Consider the following 23,361-nt stretch of genomic DNA (forward strand, 5'->3'; position numbering starts at 1 on the left):
GGCGTCACAGCCCCAGGGCGGTCATGCGCTTGCCGTGCTCCTCCGTCAGCCGGGCGAACATCCGCGAGATCTCCGCCTGGTCGTCCGCGTCCGCGGAGACCAGCATGCGCGCCAGCTCCGGCCGGGACGCCGCCACGCGCTGCCCCTGGCTGAGCGCCTCGCCGACGAGCCGCCGCGCCCAGAGCGCCAGCCTGCCCGCGGCGACCGGGTCGGCCTCCAGGGCCGCCCTGACCCGCTCCACCGCGAACTGCGACCGGCCCTCGTCCGCGAGCACCTGGTCCACCAGCTTGGCCAGCGGAGGGTCCAGCCGCTTGGCCGCCTCCCGGTAGAAGTCGAACGCGATGCCCTCCCCCACGTACGCCTTGACCAGCGCCTCCAGCCAGTCGCCCGGCGCGGTCTGGGTGTGCCAGCCGTCCAGTGCCTCCACGAAGGGCGACATGGCCTCCTCCGGATCGGCGCCCAGCTCGGCCAGCTGGTCACGCAGCAGCCGGAAGTGCGCGTACTCGGCCAGGGCCAGCTCGCTCAGCGCCGCCCGGTCCGCCAGGGAGGGGGCCAGGGACGCGGCGTCCTCGGTCATCCGCGCGAACGCGCTGAGCTCGGCATATGCCAGCACACCGAGCAGATCGACCACTCCAGGAGACTCCTTCATGGAACGCAGCGTACTTCGCGAAATCTTCGGGAACATCCAGAAGCTCGGCCAACGTTGTGGTATCGAGTACACTGCTCTGTGAAAGTGCGACCGCACTGTGTAAATTCGGGGGATCCCCCCGAAAACCCCCGCTCCCCGGGCCGCGGTCGCTAATGACGCGAGAGGGCTGGCTCTACCGCGAGGACCCAGGCAACGGGGAACGTTTTCCGCCCGTCGGTCCCGGCAGGCCCGCCTTCATTTGAGACTGAGGCAGGCCACGCTGACGACTTTCCGAGACCTCGGAGTCACTCCAGAAATCGCCGATGCCCTCGAGACCGAGGGCATCACCACACCGTTCCCGATCCAGGAAATGGCACTCCCGCTCGCACTGAGCGGCCAGGACCTGATCGGACAGGCCCGCACGGGCACCGGCAAGACCCTGGCGTTCGGCATCGCGATGCTCCAGAGCATCGGCAAGCCGCGCAAGAACCGCAAGAAGCCGCGCGGGCTCGTCGTCGTGCCCACCCGCGAGCTGGCCACCCAGGTCAGCGAGGACCTGGTCACGGCCGCGGGCAAGCTCGGCTCGCGCGTGCTGACCGTGTACGGCGGTCGCGCGTACGAACCGCAGGTCGAGGCGCTCAAGGCCGGGGTCGACGTCATCGTCGGCACCCCCGGCCGGCTGCTCGACCTGGTCAAGCAGAAGCATCTCGATCTCAGCCAGGTCACCTCGTTCGTGCTGGACGAGGCCGACCGCATGCTCGACCTGGGCTTCCTGCCCGACATCGAGCGGATCTTCAAGCTGATCCCCGAGCAGCGGCAGACCATGCTGTTCTCGGCGACCATGCCGGGCGAGATCGTCGGGCTGTCGCGCAAGTACCTCAACCGGCCCACCCACGTCCGCGCCGAGCACGACAGCGGCGAGGGCGAGGCCACCCCGCAGGTCCGCCAGCTCGTCTGGCGGGTCCACCGGATGGACAAGATCGAGATCGTGTCCCGGCTGCTCCAGGCCGAGGGCCGCGGGCTCACCATGGTCTTCTGCGAGACCAAGCGGGCCTGCGACATGGTGTCCGAGCAGCTCGACACCCGCGGGTTCGCGGTCGCGGCCGTCCACGGCGACCTCGGCCAGGGCCAGCGGGAGCAGGCGCTGCGCGCGTTCCGCAACGGCAAGATCGACGTGCTGGTCGCCACCGACGTGGCGGCGCGCGGCATCGACATCGACGACGTCACCCACGTGGTCAACTACGACGCGCCCACCGACGACAAGACCTACGTGCACCGCATCGGCCGCACCGGCCGGGCCGGGCGCACGGGCATCGCGGTCACCTTCGTCGAGTGGGAGGAGCTGACCCGCTGGAAGATGATCAACCAGATGCTCGGGCTCGACTTCGCCGAGCCGGCGGAGACCTACTCGACGTCGCCGCACTTCTACTCCGAGCTCAGCATCCCGGAGGGCACCAAGGGCGTCCTGCCGCACGCCAACCGCTCGCGGGTGGGGTTGTCGGCCGAGCGCATCGAGGACCTCGGTGAGACCGGCCGCCCGCGCGTACGGGGTCGCCGGCGCGACGAGCGTGAGGAGCGCGAGGAGCGTCCGCCGCGCACGCCGCGTCAGCGCCGCCGCACCCGTGGCGGCAAGCTGGCCGAAGACAGCCCCGTCGAGACCGCGGAGGTAGAGGTCGTGGACAACCGCTCGCGCAGGACCGACGAGACACCCGCGATCATCTCCGCGGACGAGGTGGAGGCGGTGGCCGCCGAGCCGCGCCGCCGTACCCGCCGCTCCGCCGCCCAGCCGGCCGCCGAGGCCGGCCCGCGGGAGGCGAAGGAGCGGGACGTCCAGGATCGCGACGTCAACGATGGGGGCGTCAAGGATCGGGGCGTCAAGGAGAAGGAGCCCGTCATCTCCCGGAGCCGTGCCCAGGAGCCGTCCACGGAGCGCGGACGTACTCAGGAGGACGTCGCCGAGCGCGGACGTGCTCGGGAGGACGTCGCCGAGCGCGGACGCGGTGAGGACCGCGGGCGCGTTCAGGAGCCGGTCGCCGAGCGCGTTCCGGAGCCGAGCTTCCTGTCCACCCCGCCGCCCCCGGCCCGCAAGGAGCCGGAGCGGATCATTCCGCCGAGCCCGTTCGCGGTGATCTTCCAGTCGCCCGATCTGGCGACGGACGACGACGACATCGCGCCGTCGGCCGCGACGGAGCGCAAGCAGCAGCGCCGCCAGGCTCGTGGCGGCAGCGGTGGCGGCGGTAATCGCCGCCGCACGGGCTGACGCCTCCGGAAGAACCTCCGGACACGTCCGGACGACAGGGCGCGCACCTTCGCGGTGCGCGCCCTGTCGCGTTCACCGCCCTGTCGCGTTCACCGCCCTGTCGCGTTCACCGGCCCTGTCGCGTTCACCGCACGGTTGCGTTCACCGCACGGCACGCCGGAACGGGACGTCAGGAGCGACCGCGCGTCAGGCGGCGCGGCAGCTCAGCCGCCGGCCGGACTCCACTTCGCGCATGCGGACAACTCCTCTGAACTCGCACCAGCGTCCTAGCTTCGCCGGTGTCGGACCGCTGACCTCGGGGTATTGTTGCCCCACGTGAGTACGCCGCGATTCCTCAACCTGCCACCTGGCGTTGTGCCGCAGAAGCTGGAGACGCCCGAGGGCACCTTCGCGGCCCTTGAGGCGCTGCCCGTCAGCGGTGTGGCGGAGCGCTGGCCGGCGCTGATGGTCCCGGGCCTGACCGGCAGCAAGGAGGACTTCATCGCGGTCCTGCAGACGCTGGCCCAGTCCGGCCGCAGGGTGCTCGCGGTCGATCTGCGCGGGCAGTACGAGACGCCCGGCCCCGACGACCCCGAGGCCTACACGTGCGCCGCGCTCGGCGCCGACATCGACCTGCTGGCCCAGGTCGTCGCCGACGGCGAGCCGCTCCATCTGGTGGGTCACTCCTTCGGCGGTCTCGTGACGCGGGAGGCGGTCATCGACGGGCGCACCAAGTTCGCCTCGTTCACGCTGATGAGCTCGGGCCCGGCCGCGATCGTCGGACGGCGGGCGCACGCCAGCCGCCGGATCATGGACGAGGTGCCGCGGCTCGGCCTTGAGCAGGTCTGGGACGACGCCTTCGAGCCGGAGGCGCTGTCCGCGGGGGTGTCCGACGAGATCCTGGCGTTCCTGCGCAGGCGGCTGCTGTCCAACTCCCCGACCGGTCTGTCCCGCATGGCCGAGCAGGTGGTGAGCATGCACGACCGCACCGACGAGCTGCGCCAGGTCGAGGTGCCGACGCTCGTCCTGTACGGCGAGCACGACGACGGCTGGCCCGCCGAGACGCAGGCGGAGATGGCCACGGCCCTGGGCGCGGAGATCGTGGTCGTGCCCGGCGCCGCGCACTCGCCGGCCGTGGAGGCACCCGAGACGACGGCGGCCGCGCTCGTCAGGTTCTGGAACCGGGCGGAGAGCCGCCATTTGGACACCAGGTCCGTCTCCGTGTAATCCTGCTGCCCATCATGGCCGGCATCGACGAGATCGTCGTCCAACCTCCTGACAGCGCCACCTGGCGGGTCCACCTCGACCGCTCCATGTGGGTCGGCGGTGTCCGCGGGCTGATGCTCCAGGCGCTTCACCCGCTCGCCATGCGCGGCGTCTGGCAGAACTCCACGTTCCAGGACGACCCGTTCGGCCGGCTGCGCCGCACGGCGGACTTCGTGGGGCGGGTGACGTTCGGCAGCCCCGAGGAGGCGGCCGAGATCGGCAGGCGGGTGCGCGGCATCCACCGCGCGCTGCGCGTCACCGACCCGGACACGGGCGCGAGGCACCGCGTGGACGACCCCGAGCTGCTGCTGTGGGTCCACTGCGCCGAGGTGTCGTCGTACCTGGAGGTGGCCCGGCGCGGGGGGCTCGGCCTGACGGAGCGCGACGCCGACCGCTACCTGCGCGAGCAGCGCGGAAGCGCCGCCTACGTCGGGCTGCACCCCGAGGACGTGCCGGGGTCGTGCGCCGAGATGGACGCCTACTTCAAGCAGGCGCGGCCGTCGCTGCGCGTCACCGAGGAGGCGGCCGCGACGGTGCGGTTCCTGCTGTGGCCGAGGCTGCCGCGGGAGCTGCGGCATCTGTCGGCGGGCAAGCCGCTCTACTTCCCATTCGGCGCGCTGTGCTACTACTCGCTGCCGGAGTGGGCGAGGCGGATGTACGGCGTGCTGCCGGAGGTGCCGCCGGGACTGGTGACGGCGGGGCTGCGGGGGTTCCGGCTGGCGCTCAACAGCCTGCCGGAGCCGGTGCACGACCGCGCGTTCATGCCGGCGACCCGGACCATGCTGCGGGGCTGCCGCGAGCGGCTCGGCGCGGCTGGCTACGACGTGAGCAAGGGGCTCAGGGGCCTGACCGACCCGCGCCGCCGGCCGAAGAACTGACCGGCCCGTAGTGCGGGCGGGGTGTCGGCGCCTCCACGCCCGAACCGATATCGGTCCCGATCCAGTCCCGTGTCCGGGCGGGCCCGGCGGCCGGTAGAGTCCGGGTCGATGAACCACGACCGGACCAACGCGCTCATCCGCGCGGTGTCCACCTGGATCGACCAGTCGCCGGAAAACCTCGACCGTGACCCTGAGGCGCTGCTGTGGGGCAGGGTCGCCAAGGTCGCCGAGGAGGCGGGTGAAGCGATCAACGCACTCGTCGGCGTCACCGGCCAGAATCCCCGCAAGGGCCGGTCCGCCACGCGCCAGGATGTCGAGTACGAGCTCCTGGACGTGGCCATGACCGCCCTGACGGCCCTGGCCCACCTGCACGCCGACGACCCGGAGCCGGCCGACCTGCTCGAACTGCTCTCCGAGCACGTCGATGTCGTCGCCCGGCGAGCCGGCCTCGCCTGAACGGGTCACTGCCGGTGGCCGGCCTCGCCTGAACGGGGCGTCGTCCAGCCCGGGAGACGGCCGCCGGCGCCGTGAGCGGCCGGCAGTCCCGGCATCGCCGAGCACGCCGATCTTGAAGGCTGAGGGGCTGTCTCCTGATCAGGTACGAGACCGTCGGCGGATCTGAGGAGTCCTAGTCGGCGAGGCCGTCCCAGGGGTTGCGGTCGGGGCCCGCGGCCAGGCCCTCGGGGCAGTGGCGGCGGAAGTCGCACCAGGAGCAGATCGGCCCCGGGCTGGGCGTGAACAGCTCCTCGACCTCGGGCGGGACCCGCACCGCCGGCCCCTGCGGAGCGCCCCGCGGCGCCCTCGACCGGGACGACGGAGGCGCGGCCACGGCCTCGCGGTAGCGCTCGTCGGCGGCGGACGCCTCGGCCGCCATCTCCTCCGCCCGCCCCAGATGCCGCTCCAGCGACTCGTCCGTGTGCCGCCACTCCACGATCTCGCCGGTCGGCAGGTGGTGCAGCTCGACGGTGCGGCAGGGCGTGCGCATCATCCGGGAGGCCGCGATCGCGTAGACGGCCAGCGCCAGCGACGAGCGGGCGTCGTCCTGGGTGAGCGGCCGCCGCCCGGTCTTGTAGTCCACGACCACCAGCTCGTCGCCCCGCCGGTCGAGCCGGTCGATCCGCCCGGACAGCGCGAGGACCTTGGTACGGGTGGCGACGGTGCGCTCCACGCCGACCGGGTCGTCGGAGGGGTCGAGGGTGCTGACGTAGCCGGAGACCAGGTCACGGGCACGGCCGAGCCACCGTGCCGACTGCTCCTCGTCGCGGAAGCCCTCCTTGATCCACCCGTTGGTGAGCAGGATGGCCGCGGTCAGCGGGGTGCGCCGCTCGTACGGCTCGCGCCACCACCCGGCCAGCGCGTTGTGCACACTGGCGCCGACGCTGTTGTGGGCCCAGGCCGGGCCCTTGGGCGGCTGAGGCCGGTCGAGGTAGGTGAACCGGTAACGGCGCCGGCAGTCGAGCCAGGTGTTGAGCCGCGACGGCGTGCACGAGTAGAGCCGCCGCGGCATCCCCTCCAGGGGGAGCTGGTCGGCGTTCATGGCCTCCACCCCGTGCGGGCGGCCCGGTCGCCGCGGAGCCGCCGCCTTCCCTCGTCACTCCGGTCGCTGCGGAGCCCTCGCACCCTAGTCGTCGCCCGGGTCGAGCCTGATCCCCGCGACGCGGGTGCCGTCGGCGAGCGGGCCCTCCTCCTCGGTGGCGGTGCGGGTCAGCGAGCCGGACACCCAGTCGTCGAAGTGCGGCTCCAGGTCGCCGATGGTGACCTCGTCGCCGTGGGCGGCCAGCACGCGGGTGTCACCGGGCAGCGTGAACAGGCGCCCGCCGATGGCGGTGAGCTGGTCGGGCAGGGCGGGGTACTCGCCGCCGAGCTTGCCCGGGCCGTCGGCCTGCAGCGTCTTGCCGGTGAACACGGCGCCGAGCGCCTCGGAGTAGAGCGACACGCCGCCGGGGCTGATGCCGGGCGTCTCCATGACGTCGAGCTGGACGTCGGCGACGCCGAAGACGCCGTCGTCCTCCATCTCGATGTCCGGCCACGTCTCGGTCCAGGTGTCCCGCCACAGCTGCTTGTCCTTGGGGTGGAGGGCGATGACGGACTCGTCCCTGCTCGCCACCTCGATGGCCGCGCCGACGTGGTCGGGCAGGCCGTGGGTGCAGATAACGGCGAGCACCTCACGCTCACCGACCTGCTCAAGGATCTTTTCGGCGTCACGCGCCGGGTCGATGACGATCACCTCGTCGTCGTCGCCCACGATCCAGGTGTTGTTCTCGACCTTGTGCTCGGTGCCGTCGATGTCGACGACGCCCTCGGTCACCACTCGCTCGATACGCGCTGTCACGCTTCCGAACTCTAGTCCGTCCGGCTGGCGGAGCGTACTGGTCAGCCGCCGAGGCGCGGCGAGAACGCGCCGAAGGGCAGGTCGAAGTCGTGGTCACGCAGGTCGAGGAGGCTCAGGTCGGTCAGGGCGATCACGCAGCCCGCGTCGGCCGGCCAGGCGATCGCCCACAGCCAGTTGCCCAGCGCCTCGCCCGCGTAGACGGCCCGGTCGGAGCCCGCGCCGACGCACCACAGCGGGGTCGGATGGCCCAGCACCTCGACCTTGGCGTTCGGCGGCCCGGAGTCGAACCCCTCCCCCGGGTCGGGCCCGCTCAGCCCGGCGAACGCCGCCCCCAGCCCCACGCCCGGCTCTTCCGCGATCAGGAGCATGTCGGCCGGTCCGTGGGCGAGCGAGGGTCCGCTGAGCGCGACCACGCCGGCCCGGCCGCCGCTGCGCTCGTCGCCCGCCTCGGCGAACCCGGTGACGAGCCACCCGGCAGGCAGCGGCCACGGGATCCACAGGGGCACGACCGAGCTCTTGCGCAGCGCGCCGACGGCCACGTCCGAGGGCGGGAGGGGGGCTTGGAAGGGCATGACGTCGCCGTGCGCGTCGCACCGCCATGCGCTGGACCACACGTTGGGCCCGTGAAGCGGGCCAAAGCACCGTGGGCAGGTTGGAGCCGCTGTCACAGCTATCAACGGTGCGTCGTGAAGCACGGTGTCGTCAAGGGCGGCGCCGCCGAGTCGCCGTAATCTTGGTCAGGTGCGCGTAAATTGTGTGGGCGCGGTGATCAAGGACGGGCGGGGCCGGCTGCTGCTCGTGCGGCGCGGACACCCGCCGGGCGAGGGGTTGTGGTCGATCCCGGGCGGCCGGGTCGAGGCGGGCGAGACGGACGCCGCCGCGCTGGAGCGCGAGGTGCTGGAGGAGACGGGCCTGCGCGTGGCCGTGGGCCGCCTCGCGGGCGTCGTGGACCGCCCCGGGCCGGGCGGGGTGACGTACGAGATCCGCGACTACCTCGCCACCGTGACGGGCGGCACGCTGGCCGCCGCCGACGACGCGGCCGACGCGCGCTGGTGCTCGCCGCGGGACCTCGTGCGGCTGCCGCTCACCGAGGGACTGACCGAGGCCCTGCGCGAGTGGGAGGTGTGGCCCTGACCCGGCGCTCCGTCGAGCCGGGTCAGGACCTCAGCGGCCGGACGTGAGGGTGGACGTCCACAGGATGAGGTGGTCGGCGTCATAGGTGGTGCTGCGGCCGAGCCCCACCACCTCCGATCCGGTCACCGTGACCGCCGCCAGCCACTGCATGCCGGGTCCGCCCAGCCGGTCCTTCGTCAGGTCCGAGCGGGTCCACGACGCGCCGTCCTGGGAGATCCACGCGGCGCTGTCGGCGTCGCCCGGCGTGCCGTGCCAGCCGACAGCAACCAGCCCCTGGTCCGTCGCCGCCAGGTCGTACACGTCCGCCGCCCGCTCGGCGGGCAGCCACGACGTGCTCCAGGTGGCGCCGTCGTCCTCCGAGACGGCCGCGAACGCCCGGCGGGCCCCCTGCGCCCGGGCCGTCCCGATGGCGACGATCCGGCCCTGGTACGCGGCGACGTGGCGGAGCCCGGCCGCGGCCGCCCCGTCGGGCACGAGCCGCTTGCGGGCCTTCCAGTTGACGCCGTCCTCCGACACCCAGACGACGCCGCGCTCCCCGTCGCCGCCGCCGGCCGCGCCGACGGCCACGTAGCCGTTCGCGGTGGCCGCCAGGTCCAGCACGCGGACGCCGGAGCCGCCCTGCGGCAGCTTGCGGGAACGGGTGAACTTGCGCAGGTCGCGGGTGAACCACAGCGCGGGGCCGGTCGTGCCGGAGGCGCCGGTGTCCTCGCCGGCCAGCACGTACCCCTCCGGGCCGGCCGCCACCGCGGTCACGGCCAGGCGGGCGTGGTCCTGCGGGCGGGCCAGGTCGCCGCCCGCCGGCACCCGCTTCCAGGAGCGGCCGTCCTCGGAGGTGACGAGCAGCGGCTCGGTGACGCCGATGCCGGTCTGCGTGGAGCCGGCCGCCAGCCAGCCGCGGCGGCCGTGCACGACGTCGTCGAGCTCCTGCTCGCGGGGGCCGCCGAGGCTCATCGAGGTCCAGCTCTTCCAGTTGAGGCTGGTCCAGATCCCGGCGTCGCCGGAGGCGCTGCCGACCGCGACGTACCGGCCTTCGTGGGCGGCCAGGCCGTTGGTGCGGCGGGCGATCCGCGACAGGCCCTCCACCTCGGCCAGCCGCACGCGCGCCGCCTCGCCGCGCGGCGGCGCGGCCAGCAGGACGAGCTGGTTGTCGACGTCCGCCGCCGCCTGGTCGCCGCCCGCGAGCAGCGTGCCCGACTGCGTGATCGTGACCCCGCGCAGCGTGGCGCCCCGCAGCCCCGCCAGGTCCGCGCGTTTCGTCCAGGTACGCGCGTCGCGGCTGGTCAGCACCTCGTACGAGTCGAGCTTCGCCTGCGCGACCACGGCGACGCCGCCCGGATGGGTGATCACCGACTCGACGCCGGGGCTCTCGCCGCCGAGCCCGCCGATCGAGCCGCACTGCGCCCACTGCTCGCCGCTCGGCGAGCAGTACACCCGCACGTCGCCCTCGATCGTGCGCTGACGGGTGGGCACGAGCACGAACCGCTCCGGGAGCACGGCCAGCGACCCGGCCCGCGGCATCGCCTCCGGGAGCTGGAACCCCGTCGCCCGCCAGGTGCGCCCGCCGTCGGCCGAGCGCACCACCCGTGAGCCGTCGCCCTGCGCCGGCCGGGCCACGGCGATGACCGTGTCCCCCCTGGCCACGACCGCTCGCAGGTCGAACGTGTCCAGAGCGCGCAGGTCGGTCCGCTGCCAGGCGCGGCCGTCGGACGACCGCCAGGCCGCCGGGCCGAGGCCACCGTCCTCCCGGGCCGTGCCTCCCACCGCCACGAACCCCGACCGGGTCCGCGCGACGTCGGCCACCACGTCACCGTCCCTGAACGCCGCCAGGCCGCTCTCCTCCACGGCCACCCAGCCGAGGCCGTCGGCGCTGGTCCACAGGCCCCGTCCACCACCGGGTCCACCGCCGGCCCCGCTCACGCCCCCGCTGACGTCGCCGCCGATGGCCAGCCAGCGGCCGTCGCCGCCGACGACCCGCCGCACCGTCGAGGTCGTCGCGCCGCCGCTGACCTTGCCGAGCCGCCACGTCCTGCCGCTGTCCGGCGAGAACAGGAACAGCGGGCGCGGCGTCGGGCTCGTCGTGTCGCTGCCCACGGCGACCACGGCCTTGCCGGCGGCGGCGATGTCGTTGAGCACCTGGTTGGAGCCGTCGCCGGCGGACGGGACCGTGAACAGGTCGTCGCCGGAGCGCCCGGTGCCGGCCGCCAGGCGCAGCGCGGGCTCGCCCGGGGCGTTCCACCGCCACACGATCACGGTGCCGGCGATGACCAGCGCGAGCGCCAGGACGACGGCCACGGGGGCGGCCATGCTGCGCCGCCCGCGCACGGGGCCGGCTCGCCGCACGGCCGAGGGCGCCGGCCCCCGGTGGTGCCGCCCGCCGTGGGCGCCGGAGCGGGGCGGGCCGGAGGCGACGAGCAGATCGGGCCTCGTGGGGCGCCCGGCCGGCGGCCTGCCCACCCGCCGCACCTCGACCTCGTCACCCGGCCTCTCCTCGGGCCGGTCGTCGGGCCGATCCACAGGCCGGCCCTCGGGCCGATCCACAGGCCGGTCCTCGGGGCGGTCCTCGGGCCGGTCGCCGGGCTCATCCCCGGGCTCGCCGCCGTCCTCCTCGCGATCGGCGTGCCGGGTCTCGGCGGTGGCTCCGGCGGGGGGCGGGGCGTCGATCACGGGCAGCGGAGCGGCCACGTACGGACGCGCCCGGGACGGGAGATCGTCGTCCTCGTCACCGTCCGGACCGTGCCCGCCGTCGGCGGCGGGCACATCGCCCGGGGCCGCGTCGCGCCTCTCGAACCAGGAGCCCGGCACCACCCCGGTCGGCAGCACTCCCGGGTCCACCACCTCGGGCGGGATCACGCCCGCCGGCACCACGCCGGGCGGCAGGTCGTCCCGCCCTTCCGCGCCGGGGTCCGTGCCCCGCGGGGAAGGACGATGGGGCTGGGGGCGGGGCGGGCCGCCGGCGACCAGCTTGTCGGGCCGGTTCACCAGCCGCCGGGGCCTGCGACGCGGCTCCGCCTCCGGCTCTGCTGTGGGCGAGCTGTACGGCCGGCGCCCCCGGGGCGGCTCCTCCGGCTCCTCGTCCTCCGGAGTGGGCGACGAGAACGGCGGCATCCCCCAGGGCGACGCCAGCGGTAACCCACGGGCCCGGTCGTCCGTGGGGCCCGGCGGAGAGTGCCTGATGCGCGGCTCCCCCGATGCCGATGCCGACGGGGGCGGGGACGACGGGGGCGTAGGTGTGGCGGATGGGGCCGTGGTGGACGGGTCCGGGGCGGATTCCGGGTGAGGGTCGTCGTCACCCGGCGGTCGCCGTGGCGGATCGCTGGGAGCGGAGGCCACGCGGCGCACCTCCTAGTCGAGCTCGTCGAACGGGTCGAACCTGATCAACAGGGCACAAAACCGCATTTCCGGGATTCGGCCGGACGATTCGGACCGCTCCAGGGCTGGGGATCACTTGTAGGCGCCTGTCCCCGGGAATGCCGGCACGCGTCGACACGTACCCCGCCGGACAGAGATGATCACCTCCGCCATCCTCGCCTCCCCACAGCATCCAGACCAGCACGCCGAAGCCAGAATGGCGAGACCTCTCTAGCGAGATTCCTCAGCCCCTTCGCCGTATTTATCCAGAGATAACGCTGATTGACCGCTTTTTCGCGAGATAGAGAACCCCGCCGGCGAACACCCCGAGCTGCACCACGGTCCCCGCGAGCGCCTGCCACGGCACCGCACCCTGTCGCAGCGCGTCGTCGAGCTGTCCCGCCGCCGCGCTCAGCCCGAAGGCCATCATGTTGTTGACCACGTGCAGCGCGATCGGCGCCTCCAGCCCTCCGGTCCGTACGGCCAGCCACCCCATGACCGCTCCGAACGCGAACACGTCGAACAGCCCCGCCCCCGTGTAGCCGTGCAGCGACGCGAACAGGGCGGCACCCAGCACGATCGCCCACGCCGGGTTGCGCACGTGCGCGCCCAGCGCCTGGAGCACCCACCCGCGGAAGATGTACTCCTCGGCCGCCGCCTGGAAGGGCACCAGCAGCACGATCACGATCAGGGCGGGCACGAACTCGCGCCAGCCCGCCCACCCGAACATGTCGGAGGTGTCCTCCCCCGACAGCATGAGCGCCACCGCCTGGGCGGCCTGTCCCAGCACCAGGGCGAGCACGGCCACCCCGGCGCACGTCAGCAGCCACGGCCAGCGCAGCCGCCCGGCCACCGACGACAGCGTCCCGGGCCTGCGCTGCTGCACCAGCGCGGCGGTCCCGAACACCAGCGGCAGCACGGCCGCGATCGACAGCAGCAGCACCGCCATCCCGAACACCGGGTCGCCGAACGACTCGTCCGCGGTGATCGGCATCGGCAGCCCGGCGATCGTGGCGAACACCGAGCCCGCCAGGACCACCACGACGCCCACGACCAGGAACCCCAGGGCCACCACCAGCGTCCCGACGATCTGCCGCCAAGGGCGGGCGAGGGGCGTCCTGGCCAGGTGGTCGTAGTGGGCGCCGGAGGGCGTGGGGGCGAACCAGGACACCGGCTGCGGCAGGGGAGCGCCGTAGGCCGGGTGGCCCGGATGGGCGGGGTAGGGCGGCGCGCCGTAGGGGGGAGCCGCCGGCGCGGGGTAGGGCGGTGCGCCGTAGGGGGGAGCCGCCGGGGCGGGCGGCTGCGGGGCGGACTCAGGGGAGCCCGCCCGCCAGGGCTGGTGGACGGGTCCGGGCGGCTCCGTGCCGTACGGAAGCTGGGGTCCTGAGTTCTCCTGCATCTTTACATTCTGTCCATCCGATGCGCATTACTTCACAGACGGCTCGTCCTTTTGGGCGGATGCTCGTGGTGTCAGCATGTCGAGCCTGGGAGCGGATCCAATGTCAAGGCTGGGACCTGTCCTCACCCTGGCGGCCGGCGCCGTGCTCGCCGCGGGGCTCGGTGTCGCCAGCGTCACCGCGGCACCCGCGGCGGACCGTACCGCCACCGCGAGCACCACCGGGAACACCAAGAGCCCGGAAAGCACCAAGAGCCCGGAGAACGCCGCGAACGACCAGAGCGCGCGGCCCGCCGAGGGCACGCCGCGGGCCACGCCGTCGCCGACCCGTACGGCCAAGGGCCCCATCAAGGCCGACTACGGCGGACACGTGGACCGCAACGGCGGCCTCATCGCCATCTCGGTCCGCGGCGACAAGGCCATCGGGTACTTCTGCGACGGCCGTTCCGAGGCGTGGTTCAAGGGCGACGCGGCCGGCGGGAAGGTCGGCCTCGTAGGCTTCGGCGGCGCGGCGGCCGGGGCCACCCTGGGCGGCGGCAAGGCCAAGGGGTGGCTGAAGGTCGGCGGCAAGCGGTGGACGTTCGACGCGCCGGTGGTCAGGAAGCCGTCGGGCCTGTACCGGGCGACCGCGCAGGTGCGCGGCGCGAAGATCCGGGCCGGCTGGATCGTGCTGAAGCGGCCGCAGGGCGGCTTCACCCAGGTCGGCGCGGCGTTCGCCGGCGAGGAGCAGATCCAGGTGCCCGAGCTGGACGGCGAGCGGCCGACCGAGCCCGTCACCGCCGGCGAGGCCACCCTCTACCCGAAGGACGTCGACGGCTTCATCGAGGAGATGCGATGACCACCACCGTGCGCCGCAGGCGGCCGGGCGGCCTGACCGTCCTCCTCACTCCCCTGCTCGCGGGCGCGCTCGCCACTGTGGCGCTGGGCGTCTACGGGCGGGTCCACGCGCCCACGGGCTTCGCGGTGGGACCGGCGGGCTTCTCGGGGGCGCTGCCGATGAAGGCGTGGCTGACGACGGGCGCGTTCCTGCTGGCGATCGTGCAGATCGTGTCGGCTTTGTCGATGTGGGGCAGGCTGCGGGTCCCCGTCCCGCCGGCCGTGCACCGCTGGTCGGGCCGGCTGGCGTTCGTCCTGACGATCCCGGTCGCCTTCCACTGCCTGTACGCGCTGGGACTCCAGTACGACGTGCCGCGGGTGCTCGCCCACTCGCTGCTCGGCTGCTTCTTCTACGGCCTCTTCACCGCCAAGATGCTGGCGCTGCCCAAGCGGGGAACGCCGGGCTGGACGCTGCCGGTGCTGGGCGGGCTGGTGTTCACGGCGCTGGTGGGCCTCTGGCTGACCTCGGCGTTCTGGTTCTTCACCAGCGTCGGGGTCACCTTCTGACAGGAGTCACTCGCCGGGCTGGAACGTCTTCGTACGGCTCAGCCCGGCGGCGCGGCCCTTGGCGGCGACGACGAGCGCCATCTTGCGCGACGCCTCGTCGATCATCTCGTCGCCCAGCATGACGGCCCCGCGCCGCTCGACCGTCGTGGAGTGCTCGTACGCCTCCAGGATGAGCTCGGCGTGGTCGTAGTCCTCCTGGGTGGGCGAGAACACCGCGTTGGCCGCGTCCACCTGCGACGGGTGCAGCACCCACTTGCCGTCGAAGCCGAGCGCGGCGGACCGCCGGGCCACCCGCGTGAACCCCTCGACGTCCTTGATCTGGAGGTACGGCCCGTCGATCACCTGGAGGTCGTGCGTCCGGGCGGCCATGAGCAGCCGCATGAGGATGTAGTGGTAGGCGTCGCCCTCGGTGTAGCCGGGGGGCTGCTCGCCCACGACGAGGGTCCGCATGTTGAGCGAGGCCATGAAGTCCGCGGGCCCGAACACCAGCGTCTCCAGCCGCCGGGAGCTGCCCGCGATGGTGTCGACGTTGACCAGCCCGCGGGCGTTCTCGATCTGCGCCTCGATGCCGATGCGGCCCACCTCGAAGCCCATGGCCTTCTCGATCTGGGTGAGCAGCGTGTCCAGCCAGACGACCTCGGTGGAGTCCTGGACCTTGGGCAGCATGAGGCAGTCGAGGTGCTCGCCCGCGCCCTCGACGACCCCGATCACGTCGCGGTACGTCCACTGCGTCGACAGGTCGTTGACCCGGACGACGCGGGTCTTGCCGGTCCAGTCGCCCTCGCGCAGCGCGGTGACGACGTTGGCGCGGGCCTGGTCCTTGGCCAGCGGCGCGACGGAGTCCTCCAGGTCGAGGAACACCTCGTCCACCGGCAGGCCCTGGGCCTTCTCCAGGAACCGGGGGTTGCTGCCGGGCACCGCGAGAACCGAACGACGTGAGCGCATGCGGCACACGCTAGTGGGTCCGCCTGAGAGGGGCACGGCGACCGGCTTCTATCGCACCCGTACAAACCGGTCGGGTCGTTCTTGGCACACCCGGTGCAGGACACGAAGCGGGCGACGGCCAACAATAGGGGCAAGACCAAGCGAAGGAGTGTAGCCCTGATGGCATCCGCCCCCGTGTCGATCCGCCCCGCCGTCCTGTCCGACCTGCTGCCGGGCAGCCGTGTCCGCGACGTCGCCCTCGTGGTCGGAGGAGCGGGCCTGACCGGTCTGGCCGCCCAGCTCACGGTCCCTCTCTGGCCCGTGCCCGTGACGGCCCAGACCTTCGCCGTCCTGCTGGTGGGCGCGGCCCTCGGCATGAACCGGGCCGCCGCCAGCATGGCCCTCTACCTCGTCGCCGGCATCGCGGGCGTGCCGTGGTTCGCGGGTCACAGCTCGGGCTGGGGCGGGGCGTCGTTCGGCTACGTGCTGGGCTTCATCGCCGCGGCGGCCGTCGTCGGCAAGCTCGCCGAGCGCGGCGCCGACCGCACGGTCCTCGGCACGGTCGGCACGATGGCGCTGGGCAACGTCATCATCTACGCGTTCGGCCTGCCGGTGCTCGTGGCGGTGACCGGCCTGGACCTGGGGACGGCGCTGGTGGAGGGCGCCGGCAAGTTCCTCCTGGGCGACGCCGTCAAGATCGCTGTGGCGGCCGGCCTGCTGCCGCTGGCCTGGAAGCTCGCCCGCCGCTAGACGGGCCGCGACCGGCGAAGGCCGGGCTCTTCGGAGCCCGGCCTTTCTCGTGCCTTGCTTTCAGATGGTCGCATCATCTAGATTGCCGGGCCATATGATCTCATCATCTGGAGGCTTCGTGGCGGACATCCCAGAGATCGACCTCACCGATCCCGAGGTGGTCGGTGACCCGTTCACCGCGTACGGCCGGGCCAGGGAGCGCTCGCCGATCGCCCGGGTCCTGACGCCGGGCCTCCCACCGCTGTGGACGCTGACCCGGCACGAGGGCGCCCGCGCGATGCTGGCGGACGCCCGGTTCGCGATCACCTCGGGCAGCTTCCTGCGGCCGGACGTTCCCGAGGACTGCCTGCCCTACATGCGGACCATGTCGGAGATGGACGGACCCGAACACCTGCGGCTGCGCCGGCTGGTCGCGCCCGCGTTCACCGCGCGGCGGGCCGAGACGCTCAGGCCCGCGATCGAGCGCGTGGTGGAGCGCCTGCTGGACGAGCTGCCCGGCCACGCCGGCGACGGCGTCGTGGACCTGCTGCGGCACTTCGCGACCCCGCTCCCGATGGAGGTCATCTGCGAGCTGGTGGGCGTGCCGGAGGAGGACCGGCCGCGCTGGCGCGAGTTCGGCACGCTCGTCGCCGCGGGGGCGGGCCCGGGGTTCGCCGCGGCCATCCCCGGGATCATGGCGGGCGCCAGGGAGGCGGTCGCCCGCCGGCGCGCCGCCCCGCCGACCGGCGACGCGCCGTCCGACCTCCTGGCGGATCTCATCCGCGCGCAGGCGGAGGACGGCGACCGGCTCAGCGACACCGAGCTGGTCACGCTGGTCTGGCACCTGGTCCTCGCCGGGCAGACCCCGGCGAACCTCATCGCGAACGCCGTCCACGTCCTGCTGTCCGAGCCCGCCCAGCTCCGGGCACTGCGCGCGGACCCCGGCCTCATGCCCCGCGCCGTCGAGGAGCTGACCCGCTGGTGCGGCCCGATCCTGCTGACGGTCCCCCGCTACGCGAGCGAGGACGTCGAGCTGTACGGGGCGGCCATCCGCGCGGGGGACGCCGTGACGGCCTCGGTCGCCGCCGCCAACCGGGACCCGCGCGTGTTCGAGGACCCGGACCGGCTGGACGTCACCCGGGCCCGGGAGGCGACCCACCTGGGGTTCGCCCACGGGGCCCACTTCTGCCTGGGCGCCTCCCTGGCCCGCGTGGAGACCGGTGTGGCCCTGTCGGCCCTGCTGCGCCGCCTCCCGGAGCTGGCGGCCGGCCCGGAGGGCGCGCGACGCGCTCCCGACCCTGGCACGTGGCGTTTGACGTCGCTCCCCGTGACCCTGTGAGGTCGCTGGGCAGGGGGACCGCCACGCGATCTGCCAACGGATCACCGCGCTGGATTACAGTCGGGACGTGAGCGACACACGCGCGGCCATCGAGGAGGGCGCGAAGAAGTCCGGCGTCCTCTGGCTCGGCCTCGACCGCCCCCGCCTGGCCTGGCACGCCTGGCACGACGGCGCCATCCACCTCGTGACCGGCGGCGGCGAGCAGGACCTTCCGGGACTCGCCGGTCTCGACCGGGTCCGGGTCACCCTGCGCAGCAAGGACAACGGGGCGCGGCTGGTGGAGTTCGACGCGGCGGTCCAGGTCGTCGACCAGCGGGCGGAGCCGGAGGCGGTCGCGGCGCTGGCCAAGGAGCGGCTCAACGCGCGCGACGGCGCCCACCTGGCGGACCGCTGGGCCCGGGAATCCACGGTCCTCCGCCTCACACCCCTGGAGTCCTGACCCGCCCTCCGGGCTGTCGTCCCTCGGCGGTTCGCCAAGACGTGGCGCCCGCGCAGGGCGACGTCCAGCATGTCGCGGCCGGTCAGCTCCAGCCGCGGCCCAGGTACCGACCCCCTGGCGGGCGGGGCGCGGTCAGGTCTGTGCGCGGTCCAGGGCCAGGCCGGCCTCGGCGGACGACTGCGGGGCCGCGGACCCGGTCGCCGGCGCCCCGCCGCGGGAGGCCGCCGTCTGGGCGAGCAGCGCCCCGGACAGCACCAGCAGCCCGCCGATGATCTGGAACGCCCCGAGCGCCTCGCCCACCAGCGCCCAGGCCACCACCGCGCCGCCGATGACCTCCAACGACGCCACCGTCGCGCCGACGGCCGCCGACAGGCGCCGCACCGCGTTGACGCCCAGGATGTACGCCGCGACGGTCGCCACCAGCACCATCCACAGGTACGCGCCGAACGCCGGCAGGGTGAGGCCGCCTCCCTCGGGAGCGACCGAGCGGGTGAACGCCTCCCAGGGGATGCTCCACGGCCGGGCGAATGGCACGAGCACCACGGCGGCGCCCAGCATGCCCCAGGCGATGAGCCCCAGCGGATCCACGTCGTCCCCGAAGCTATCGCTCATCAGGAAATATCCGGCGCAGCACGCCCCGGCGACCAGGGCCAGCAGCAGCCCCAGCGCGTCCAGCCGCAGGCCGTCCCAGACCTCCACCACGATGCCGAGCCCCACCACGGCGGTCACCGCGCCCAGGTACGCGGAGCGCGGCAGCCGGATCCGGCGCACGAAGCGCACCCAGACCACGACCATGACCGGCGCCATGTACTCCAGCAGCAGCGCGATCCCCACGGGCAGCCGGGTGAGCGCGGCGAAGTACAGCGACTGCACCCCGGCGACGGCCACGACGGCGTACAGCCCGAAGAACGGCAGCCGCGAGCGCGGGATCCGCAGGGCGGACGGCTTGAGCACGGCCAGCACGGCGACCATCAGCAGCCCCGCGCCCGCCATCCGCACCCAGACCGCCTCCATGGGCGCCAGCCCGGCCGCGTTCAGGTACTTGGCCATGGGTCCGGAGAACGCGAAGCACCACGCCGAGACGAGCGCCATCGCGAGTCCCGTGTATCTCATTCCCACACCGTTCGCCGTAATTACCGTTCTTATCTTTTGATACTGACATGCCGGGCGTCCGGGGCGCAATGTCGCCCGGCTGTTAGCCTGCTCGGTATGAAGATCTTCGTGGCCCGCCTGGCCGGGACCTCGGTCTTCGACCCGGCCGGCGACCAGATCGGCCGGATCAGGGACGTCGTGGTGGGCCTGCGCGGGACCCTGCCGCCCGCCGTCCACGGCATGGTGGTCGAGGTGCAGCCGCGCCGCCGCGTCTTCCTGCCCGTCACCCGCGTACGGGGCATCGAGGCAGGCGCGGTCGTCTTCACGGGCCGGCTCAACCTGCGCCGCTTCGAGAAGCGCGCGACCGAGACCCTCGTCATCGGCGAGATGCTCGACCGCACGGTGAGCGCCGGGGGCGAGCAGATGACGGTCTTCGACGTCGCCATGGAGGAGACCAGGCCGTCGGCCTGGGAGATCACCAAGGTCGCCGTGTACCGGGGCAGGCGGCGGCGCGACCCCCGGATCATGGACTGGGGCGAGGTGTCCGGGTTCGACCAGCTCCAGAAGGACCAGGGCGCCGCCGGGCTGATCGCCGCGTTCGAGTCGATGCGGGCCGCCGACATGGCCAGTGCCCTGCACGAGCTGCCCGGCAAGCGGCGGATCGAGATCGCCCGCGCGCTCGACGACGACCGGCTCGCCGACGTGCTGGAGGAGCTGCCTCCCCGCGACCAGATCGGCATCCTCAGCACCCTCGAACCCGCGCGGGCCGCGGACGTCCTGGAGGAGATGGACCCCGACGACGCCGCCGACCTGCTCAACGACCTGCCCGCCGACCAGGCCGCCCACCTGCTGGCGCTGATGGAGCCGGGCGAGGCGGCGCCGGTGCGGCGGCTGCTCACCTACCCGCAGGACACGGCCGGCGGCCTGATGACCAGCGAGCCGGTGATCCTGCCGCCGACCGCCACGGTCGCCGAGGCGCTCGCGCACATCCGGCAGAAGGACCTCGCGCCGTCCGTCGCGGCCCAGGTGTACGTGACCCGGCCGCCGAACGAGACGCCCACGGGGGCGTACCTGGGCGTCAGCCACTTCCAGCGGCTGCTGCGCGACCCGCCCTCCACGCTGCTGGGCTCGGTGCTCGACCCGTCGATCGACCCCATCCGGCCGGGTTTCACACTGCCCGAGGTGGCCTGCTACCTGGCCAGCTACAACCTGGTGGCGGCGCCCGTGGTGGACGAGCTGGGGCGGCTGGTGGGCGCGGTCACCGTGGACGACGTGCTCGACCACATGCTCCCGGCCGACTGGCGCGAAGGCGCGCACCCATGAGCGCCCGCCGGCCCGCCCGGCTCTCCGGCGCCGGGGGGCCGTCGTGACGGCCGAGCGGCTGGACCAGCCGCGCGACCTGCGCCGCACGCTGCGCCCGCACTACGACCCGGAGGCGTTCGGCCGCCTGTCGGAGCGGATCGCCCGCTTCCTCGGCACCGCGCGGTTCATCGTCTACATGACGGTGTTCGTGGCGGTCTGGGTCATCTGGAACGCCGTCGCCCCGGCCGACCTGGCCTTCGACCCGTACCCGTTCATCTTCCTCACGCTCATGCTGTCGCTCCAGGCCTCGTACGCGGCGCCCCTCATCCTGCTCGCCCAGAACCGGCAGGCCGACCGCGACCGGGTCCAGTACGAGCAGGACCGCGAGGCCGCCGAGCGCAACCAGGCGGAGATCGAGTACCTGACCCGGGAGATCGCCGCGCTGCGGATGGCGCTGAGCGAGGTCGCCACCCGCGACTACCTGCGCTCGGAGCTCCAGCACCTGCTGGAGGAGCTCAGGGAGCGCCCGTGACCTCGGCCAGCCGCGCCGCGAGCTCCCGCACCCGGGTGACCTCGCCGGGGCCCAGGACGTCGAGGAACTGCGCGCGGACACCGCGCAGGTAGGTGGGCGTGGCCTCGGCCAGCCGAGCGGCTCCCGCGTCCGTCAGCACCGCGAACAGCCCCCTGGCGTCGCTCTCGCACGCCTCCCGGCTCACCAGCCCGTCGCGCTGCAACCGGTCGATGAGCCGGGTCAGGCCGCTGCGGGACAGCAGCACCCTGCCCGCCAGGTCGTTCATCCGCAGCCGCCGCCCGGGCGCCTCGGCGAGCTGCGACAGCACGTCGTACGACGCGAGCGGCAGGTCGTGGGCGTCCAGCAGTTCGGCCTCCAGATGGCGCGTGATCCGCACCTGCGCCCGCTGCAGCATCCGCCAGACGGCCAGCTCCTCGGCGGTGAGGCTCTCGTCGCGCAGAAGAGTCACGGGAGTAACCTTAGTTTGTTGCACGCACACCTATACAGCCATCGACGCGGCACGGATTAACCGTGCCGTGCCCCTGGTTCATACCATGGAGGGGCATCCTCACCGGCGTGCAGCGCCTGACATACAGAGACCACTAAGGAGGGACGGCACTCCCTTCGTGCCGAGACTTCGATGGCACCAACCCAGGAACAGGTGACGGCCGCCCTCGCCACCGTCATCGACCCCGAGATCCGTCGTCCGATCACTGATCTCGGAATGGTCAAGAGCATCGACTTCGCGCCCGGCGGCGTGGTTCGCGTCGGCGTCTTTCTCACGGTCGCGGGCTGTCCGCTGAAGGACACCATCCGCCGTGACGTCACCACTGCGGTCTCCCGGCTCGACGGTGTCACGGGCGTCGAGATCGAACTGGACGTCATGAGCACGGAGCAGCGCAAGCAGCTCCAGACCAAGCTGCGCGGCGACCGCGGCCCCGAGAAGGAGATCCCCTTCAACCAGCCGGGGTCGCTGACCCGGGTCTTCGCGGTGGCCAGCGGCAAGGGCGGCGTCGGCAAGTCGTCGGTCACGGTCAACCTGGCCGCCTCCATGGCGGCGAGCGGCCTCAAGGTCGGCATCGTGGACGCCGACATCTACGGCCACAGCATTCCCCGCATGCTGGGCGCCTCCGAGCGGCCGACCAAGGTCGAAGACATGATCATGCCGCCGATGGCGCATGACATCAAGGTCATCTCGGTGGGCATGTTCAAGCCGGCAGGCAACGACCCGGTGGTGTGGCGCGGCCCGATGCTCGACCGGGCGCTGCACCAGTTCCTCGCCGACGTCTACTGGGGCGACCTCGACGTCCTGCTCCTCGACCTGCCTCCGGGCACCGGGGACATCGCCATCTCGGTCGCCCAGCGCCTGCCGTCCGCCGAGATCCTCGTGGTGACGACGCCGCAGATGGCCGCCGCCGAGGTGGCCGAGCGGGCCGGGTCGATCGCGGCCCAGACCCACCAGCAGATCGCCGGCGTCATCGAGAACATGGCGTGGCTGCCCTGCCCGCACTGCGACGAGCGCATCGCGGTCTTCGGCGAGGGAGGCGGCCAGACGGTCGCCGACGCGCTGACCCGCACGCTCGGCGCCCGCGTGCCGCTGCTCGGCCAGGTGCCGATCGACCTGCGGCTGCGCGAGGGCGGCGACGAGGGCAAGCCGCTGGTCCTGACCGACCCCGACTCGGCGGCGGCGGCCGAGCTCCGCTCGATCGCGGGCACGCTGAGCAAGCGGTCCTCCAGCCTCAAGGGCCTCCAGCTCGGCCTGTCCCCCAACCGCGGCTAGCACCCGCTCCCGCTCCGGGCCCGCTCACACCGAGCGGGCCCGCCGCGTCTCCGCAGGCTGTCGCGGGTTGTTGTCGCGGTTGTTGTCGCGGGTTCGGGCGGGCTCCGACGACCGGCGTCTGTTGTCCCGGGTTTCGGCGGGCTCCGACGAGCGGCGTCAGGTCGCCTCGGAGTCGTACGGCGGGATCTGGCCGTAGCCCAGCTCGTCCACCGGCTCCGGCACGGGCGCGGCCGTGGCCGTCTCCAGCTCGCCCGGCTTGGCGTTCCAGGCGTCCTCGACGTCGTCCAGCAGGTGCTTGCGAACGAAGGTGCGCGGGTTGAGGTCGGCCGGGTCGAAGTCGGAGAACTCCGGCGGCAGGCCGGCTCTCAGGTCGTCGCGCGCGTTGTTGGCCATCCGGCGCAGGTTGCGCAGCGTCTTGCCCGCCTGCGCCGCCGCCTGGGGCAGCTTGTCGGGCCCGAAGACGAGAAGCGCGATGACGATCAGCGCCCCGACCTCAAGCCACCCGAGTCCGAACACCGTGAGCTCCTAGCGCAGTCCAACTACTCCGAGGACAACCCCGGCGTATCCCAGCCTAAAGGCTCCCGCGCTCGGATCGACCCCCAGCCCCGGTGACCGTACCCGAGGCCGTGCCCCAGGTACGG

Annotated in this window: 23 protein-coding genes; 13 read left to right on the forward strand and 10 right to left on the reverse strand. The window is 73.3% G+C overall.

Annotation, left to right across the window (positions count from 1 at the left end):
- Positions 1-4: 4 nt before the first annotated feature.
- Positions 5-649 (reverse strand): ferritin-like fold-containing protein, encoded by a 645-nt coding sequence (locus ACIBG4_RS14435; RefSeq protein ID WP_397202177.1) that lies wholly within the window; start codon positions 647-649, stop codon positions 5-7.
- A 349-nt stretch (positions 650-998) separates the two neighbouring features.
- Between ACIBG4_RS14435 and ACIBG4_RS14440 the strand changes: the two genes are divergently transcribed.
- From ACIBG4_RS14440 to ACIBG4_RS14455, 4 genes are all read left to right on the forward strand, one after another.
- The gene (locus ACIBG4_RS14440) at positions 999-2,888 is read left to right on the forward strand and encodes a DEAD/DEAH box helicase (protein WP_397202178.1); all 1,890 of its coding nucleotides are present in this window, start codon (positions 999-1,001) and stop codon (positions 2,886-2,888) included.
- A 315-nt stretch (positions 2,889-3,203) separates the two neighbouring features.
- The gene (locus ACIBG4_RS14445) at positions 3,204-4,094 is read left to right on the forward strand and encodes an alpha/beta fold hydrolase (protein ID WP_397202179.1); all 891 of its coding nucleotides are present in this window, start codon (positions 3,204-3,206) and stop codon (positions 4,092-4,094) included.
- A gap of 14 nt (positions 4,095-4,108) precedes the next feature.
- Positions 4,109-5,011 carry an oxygenase MpaB family protein gene (locus ACIBG4_RS14450; RefSeq protein WP_397202180.1) on the forward strand — a complete coding sequence of 301 codons (903 nt, stop codon included), beginning with the start codon at positions 4,109-4,111 and terminating at the stop codon, positions 5,009-5,011.
- Between the two features lie 108 nt (positions 5,012-5,119).
- Positions 5,120-5,467 (forward strand): MazG-like family protein, encoded by a 348-nt coding sequence (locus ACIBG4_RS14455; protein WP_397202181.1) that lies wholly within the window; start codon positions 5,120-5,122, stop codon positions 5,465-5,467.
- Between the two features lie 172 nt (positions 5,468-5,639).
- Here the strand turns inward: ACIBG4_RS14455 and ACIBG4_RS14460 are convergent, their stop codons facing one another.
- From ACIBG4_RS14460 to ACIBG4_RS14470, 3 genes are all read right to left on the reverse strand, one after another.
- Positions 5,640-6,548 carry a RecB family exonuclease gene (locus ACIBG4_RS14460; RefSeq protein WP_397202182.1) on the reverse strand — a complete coding sequence of 303 codons (909 nt, stop codon included), beginning with the start codon at positions 6,546-6,548 and terminating at the stop codon, positions 5,640-5,642.
- 84 nt (positions 6,549-6,632) lie between these two features.
- Positions 6,633-7,343, reverse strand: a complete 711-nt coding sequence (locus ACIBG4_RS14465) for an MBL fold metallo-hydrolase (protein WP_397202183.1) — start codon at positions 7,341-7,343, stop codon at positions 6,633-6,635.
- A gap of 41 nt (positions 7,344-7,384) precedes the next feature.
- Positions 7,385-8,038: a DUF6758 family protein gene (locus ACIBG4_RS14470; protein WP_355444751.1), complete on the reverse strand. Its 654-nt coding sequence runs from the start codon at positions 8,036-8,038 to the stop codon at positions 7,385-7,387.
- A gap of 46 nt (positions 8,039-8,084) precedes the next feature.
- Here ACIBG4_RS14470 and ACIBG4_RS14475 point away from each other — a divergent pair, with 46 nt between their 5' ends.
- On the forward strand, positions 8,085-8,477 hold the full coding sequence (locus tag ACIBG4_RS14475) for an NUDIX domain-containing protein (RefSeq protein ID WP_397202184.1): 393 nt from the start codon (positions 8,085-8,087) through the stop codon (positions 8,475-8,477).
- Between the two features lie 30 nt (positions 8,478-8,507).
- Here ACIBG4_RS14475 and ACIBG4_RS14480 read toward each other — a convergent pair whose 3' ends face one another.
- Both ACIBG4_RS14480 and ACIBG4_RS14485 read right to left on the reverse strand, forming a co-directional pair.
- Positions 8,508-11,582: a hypothetical protein gene (locus tag ACIBG4_RS14480; RefSeq protein ID WP_397202185.1), complete on the reverse strand. Its 3,075-nt coding sequence runs from the start codon at positions 11,580-11,582 to the stop codon at positions 8,508-8,510.
- Positions 11,583-12,087: 505 nt separating this feature from the next.
- Positions 12,088-13,224 (reverse strand): lysostaphin resistance A-like protein, encoded by a 1,137-nt coding sequence (locus tag ACIBG4_RS14485; RefSeq protein WP_397202186.1) that lies wholly within the window; start codon positions 13,222-13,224, stop codon positions 12,088-12,090.
- Between the two features lie 100 nt (positions 13,225-13,324).
- Between ACIBG4_RS14485 and ACIBG4_RS14490 the strand changes: the two genes are divergently transcribed.
- Positions 13,325-14,059, forward strand: a complete 735-nt coding sequence (locus ACIBG4_RS14490) for a hypothetical protein (protein ID WP_397202187.1) — start codon at positions 13,325-13,327, stop codon at positions 14,057-14,059.
- On the forward strand, positions 14,056-14,604 hold the full coding sequence (locus tag ACIBG4_RS14495; RefSeq protein ID WP_397202188.1) for a DUF6529 family protein: 549 nt from the start codon (positions 14,056-14,058) through the stop codon (positions 14,602-14,604). The genes ACIBG4_RS14490 and ACIBG4_RS14495 overlap by 4 nt, the downstream gene beginning before the upstream one ends.
- 6 nt (positions 14,605-14,610) lie before the next feature.
- Here the strand turns inward: ACIBG4_RS14495 and ACIBG4_RS14500 are convergent, their stop codons facing one another.
- Complete coding sequence (locus ACIBG4_RS14500) at positions 14,611-15,549, reverse strand: CoA ester lyase (RefSeq protein ID WP_355444768.1); 939 nt, start codon at positions 15,547-15,549, stop codon at positions 14,611-14,613.
- Positions 15,550-15,708: 159 nt separating this feature from the next.
- Here ACIBG4_RS14500 and ACIBG4_RS14505 point away from each other — a divergent pair, with 159 nt between their 5' ends.
- From ACIBG4_RS14505 to ACIBG4_RS14515, 3 genes are all read left to right on the forward strand, one after another.
- Positions 15,709-16,278, forward strand: a complete 570-nt coding sequence (locus ACIBG4_RS14505) for a biotin transporter BioY (RefSeq protein WP_397202189.1) — start codon at positions 15,709-15,711, stop codon at positions 16,276-16,278.
- A gap of 118 nt (positions 16,279-16,396) precedes the next feature.
- Positions 16,397-17,596: a cytochrome P450 gene (locus ACIBG4_RS14510; protein ID WP_397202190.1), complete on the forward strand. Its 1,200-nt coding sequence runs from the start codon at positions 16,397-16,399 to the stop codon at positions 17,594-17,596.
- A 67-nt stretch (positions 17,597-17,663) separates the two neighbouring features.
- Entirely contained in the window at positions 17,664-18,035 is a 372-nt protein-coding gene (locus ACIBG4_RS14515) for a hypothetical protein (protein WP_355444777.1), read from the forward strand.
- Positions 18,036-18,167: 132 nt separating this feature from the next.
- Here the strand turns inward: ACIBG4_RS14515 and ACIBG4_RS14520 are convergent, their stop codons facing one another.
- Positions 18,168-19,148: an EamA family transporter gene (locus ACIBG4_RS14520; protein WP_397202191.1), complete on the reverse strand. Its 981-nt coding sequence runs from the start codon at positions 19,146-19,148 to the stop codon at positions 18,168-18,170.
- A gap of 96 nt (positions 19,149-19,244) precedes the next feature.
- Here ACIBG4_RS14520 and ACIBG4_RS14525 point away from each other — a divergent pair, with 96 nt between their 5' ends.
- Positions 19,245-20,450 carry a magnesium transporter MgtE N-terminal domain-containing protein gene (locus ACIBG4_RS14525; protein ID WP_397202192.1) on the forward strand — a complete coding sequence of 402 codons (1,206 nt, stop codon included), beginning with the start codon at positions 19,245-19,247 and terminating at the stop codon, positions 20,448-20,450.
- Between the two features lie 43 nt (positions 20,451-20,493).
- Positions 20,494-20,961: a DUF1003 domain-containing protein gene (locus ACIBG4_RS14530; RefSeq protein ID WP_310712930.1), complete on the forward strand. Its 468-nt coding sequence runs from the start codon at positions 20,494-20,496 to the stop codon at positions 20,959-20,961.
- Here ACIBG4_RS14530 and ACIBG4_RS14535 read toward each other — a convergent pair.
- Positions 20,945-21,409 (reverse strand): MarR family winged helix-turn-helix transcriptional regulator, encoded by a 465-nt coding sequence (locus ACIBG4_RS14535; protein ID WP_397202193.1) that lies wholly within the window; start codon positions 21,407-21,409, stop codon positions 20,945-20,947. The two genes, ACIBG4_RS14530 and ACIBG4_RS14535, sit on opposite strands and share 17 nt — an antisense overlap.
- A gap of 171 nt (positions 21,410-21,580) precedes the next feature.
- Here ACIBG4_RS14535 and ACIBG4_RS14540 point away from each other — a divergent pair, with 171 nt between their 5' ends.
- The gene (locus ACIBG4_RS14540) at positions 21,581-22,720 is read left to right on the forward strand and encodes an Mrp/NBP35 family ATP-binding protein (protein WP_397202194.1); all 1,140 of its coding nucleotides are present in this window, start codon (positions 21,581-21,583) and stop codon (positions 22,718-22,720) included.
- A gap of 156 nt (positions 22,721-22,876) precedes the next feature.
- Here ACIBG4_RS14540 and ACIBG4_RS14545 read toward each other — a convergent pair whose 3' ends face one another.
- Positions 22,877-23,236 (reverse strand): sec-independent translocase, encoded by a 360-nt coding sequence (locus ACIBG4_RS14545; RefSeq protein WP_310712924.1) that lies wholly within the window; start codon positions 23,234-23,236, stop codon positions 22,877-22,879.
- Positions 23,237-23,361: the final 125 nt, after the last annotated feature.

It is taken from the genome of Nonomuraea sp. NPDC050383 (assembly GCF_044459125.1).
GTDB lineage: Bacteria > Actinomycetota > Actinomycetes > Streptosporangiales > Streptosporangiaceae > Nonomuraea.

What these genes read in the sequence shown, in the direction of transcription:
- ACIBG4_RS14490 (WP_397202187.1), top strand. Translation starts at nt 13,325, where the DNA reads ATGTCAAGGCTGGGACCTGTCCTCACCCTGGCGGCCGGCGCCGTGCTC.
- ACIBG4_RS14480 (WP_397202185.1), bottom strand. Translation starts at nt 11,582, where the DNA reads ATGCCGCCGTTCTCGTCGCCCACTCCGGAGGACGAGGAGCCGGAGGAG.
- ACIBG4_RS14460 (WP_397202182.1), bottom strand. Translation starts at nt 6,548, where the DNA reads ATGAACGCCGACCAGCTCCCCCTGGAGGGGATGCCGCGGCGGCTCTAC.
- ACIBG4_RS14485 (WP_397202186.1), bottom strand. Translation starts at nt 13,224, where the DNA reads ATGCAGGAGAACTCAGGACCCCAGCTTCCGTACGGCACGGAGCCGCCC.
- ACIBG4_RS14440 (WP_397202178.1), top strand. Translation starts at nt 999, where the DNA reads ATGGCACTCCCGCTCGCACTGAGCGGCCAGGACCTGATCGGACAGGCC.
- ACIBG4_RS14525 (WP_397202192.1), top strand. Translation starts at nt 19,245, where the DNA reads ATGAAGATCTTCGTGGCCCGCCTGGCCGGGACCTCGGTCTTCGACCCG.
- ACIBG4_RS14500 (WP_355444768.1), bottom strand. Translation starts at nt 15,549, where the DNA reads ATGCGCTCACGTCGTTCGGTTCTCGCGGTGCCCGGCAGCAACCCCCGG.
- ACIBG4_RS14435 (WP_397202177.1), bottom strand. Translation starts at nt 649, where the DNA reads ATGAAGGAGTCTCCTGGAGTGGTCGATCTGCTCGGTGTGCTGGCATAT.
- ACIBG4_RS14450 (WP_397202180.1), top strand. Translation starts at nt 4,109, where the DNA reads ATGGCCGGCATCGACGAGATCGTCGTCCAACCTCCTGACAGCGCCACC.
- ACIBG4_RS14540 (WP_397202194.1), top strand. Translation starts at nt 21,581, where the DNA reads ATGGCACCAACCCAGGAACAGGTGACGGCCGCCCTCGCCACCGTCATC.
- ACIBG4_RS14520 (WP_397202191.1), bottom strand. Translation starts at nt 19,148, where the DNA reads ATGAGATACACGGGACTCGCGATGGCGCTCGTCTCGGCGTGGTGCTTC.
- ACIBG4_RS14505 (WP_397202189.1), top strand. Translation starts at nt 15,709, where the DNA reads ATGGCATCCGCCCCCGTGTCGATCCGCCCCGCCGTCCTGTCCGACCTG.
- ACIBG4_RS14455 (WP_397202181.1), top strand. Translation starts at nt 5,120, where the DNA reads ATGAACCACGACCGGACCAACGCGCTCATCCGCGCGGTGTCCACCTGG.
- ACIBG4_RS14495 (WP_397202188.1), top strand. Translation starts at nt 14,056, where the DNA reads ATGACCACCACCGTGCGCCGCAGGCGGCCGGGCGGCCTGACCGTCCTC.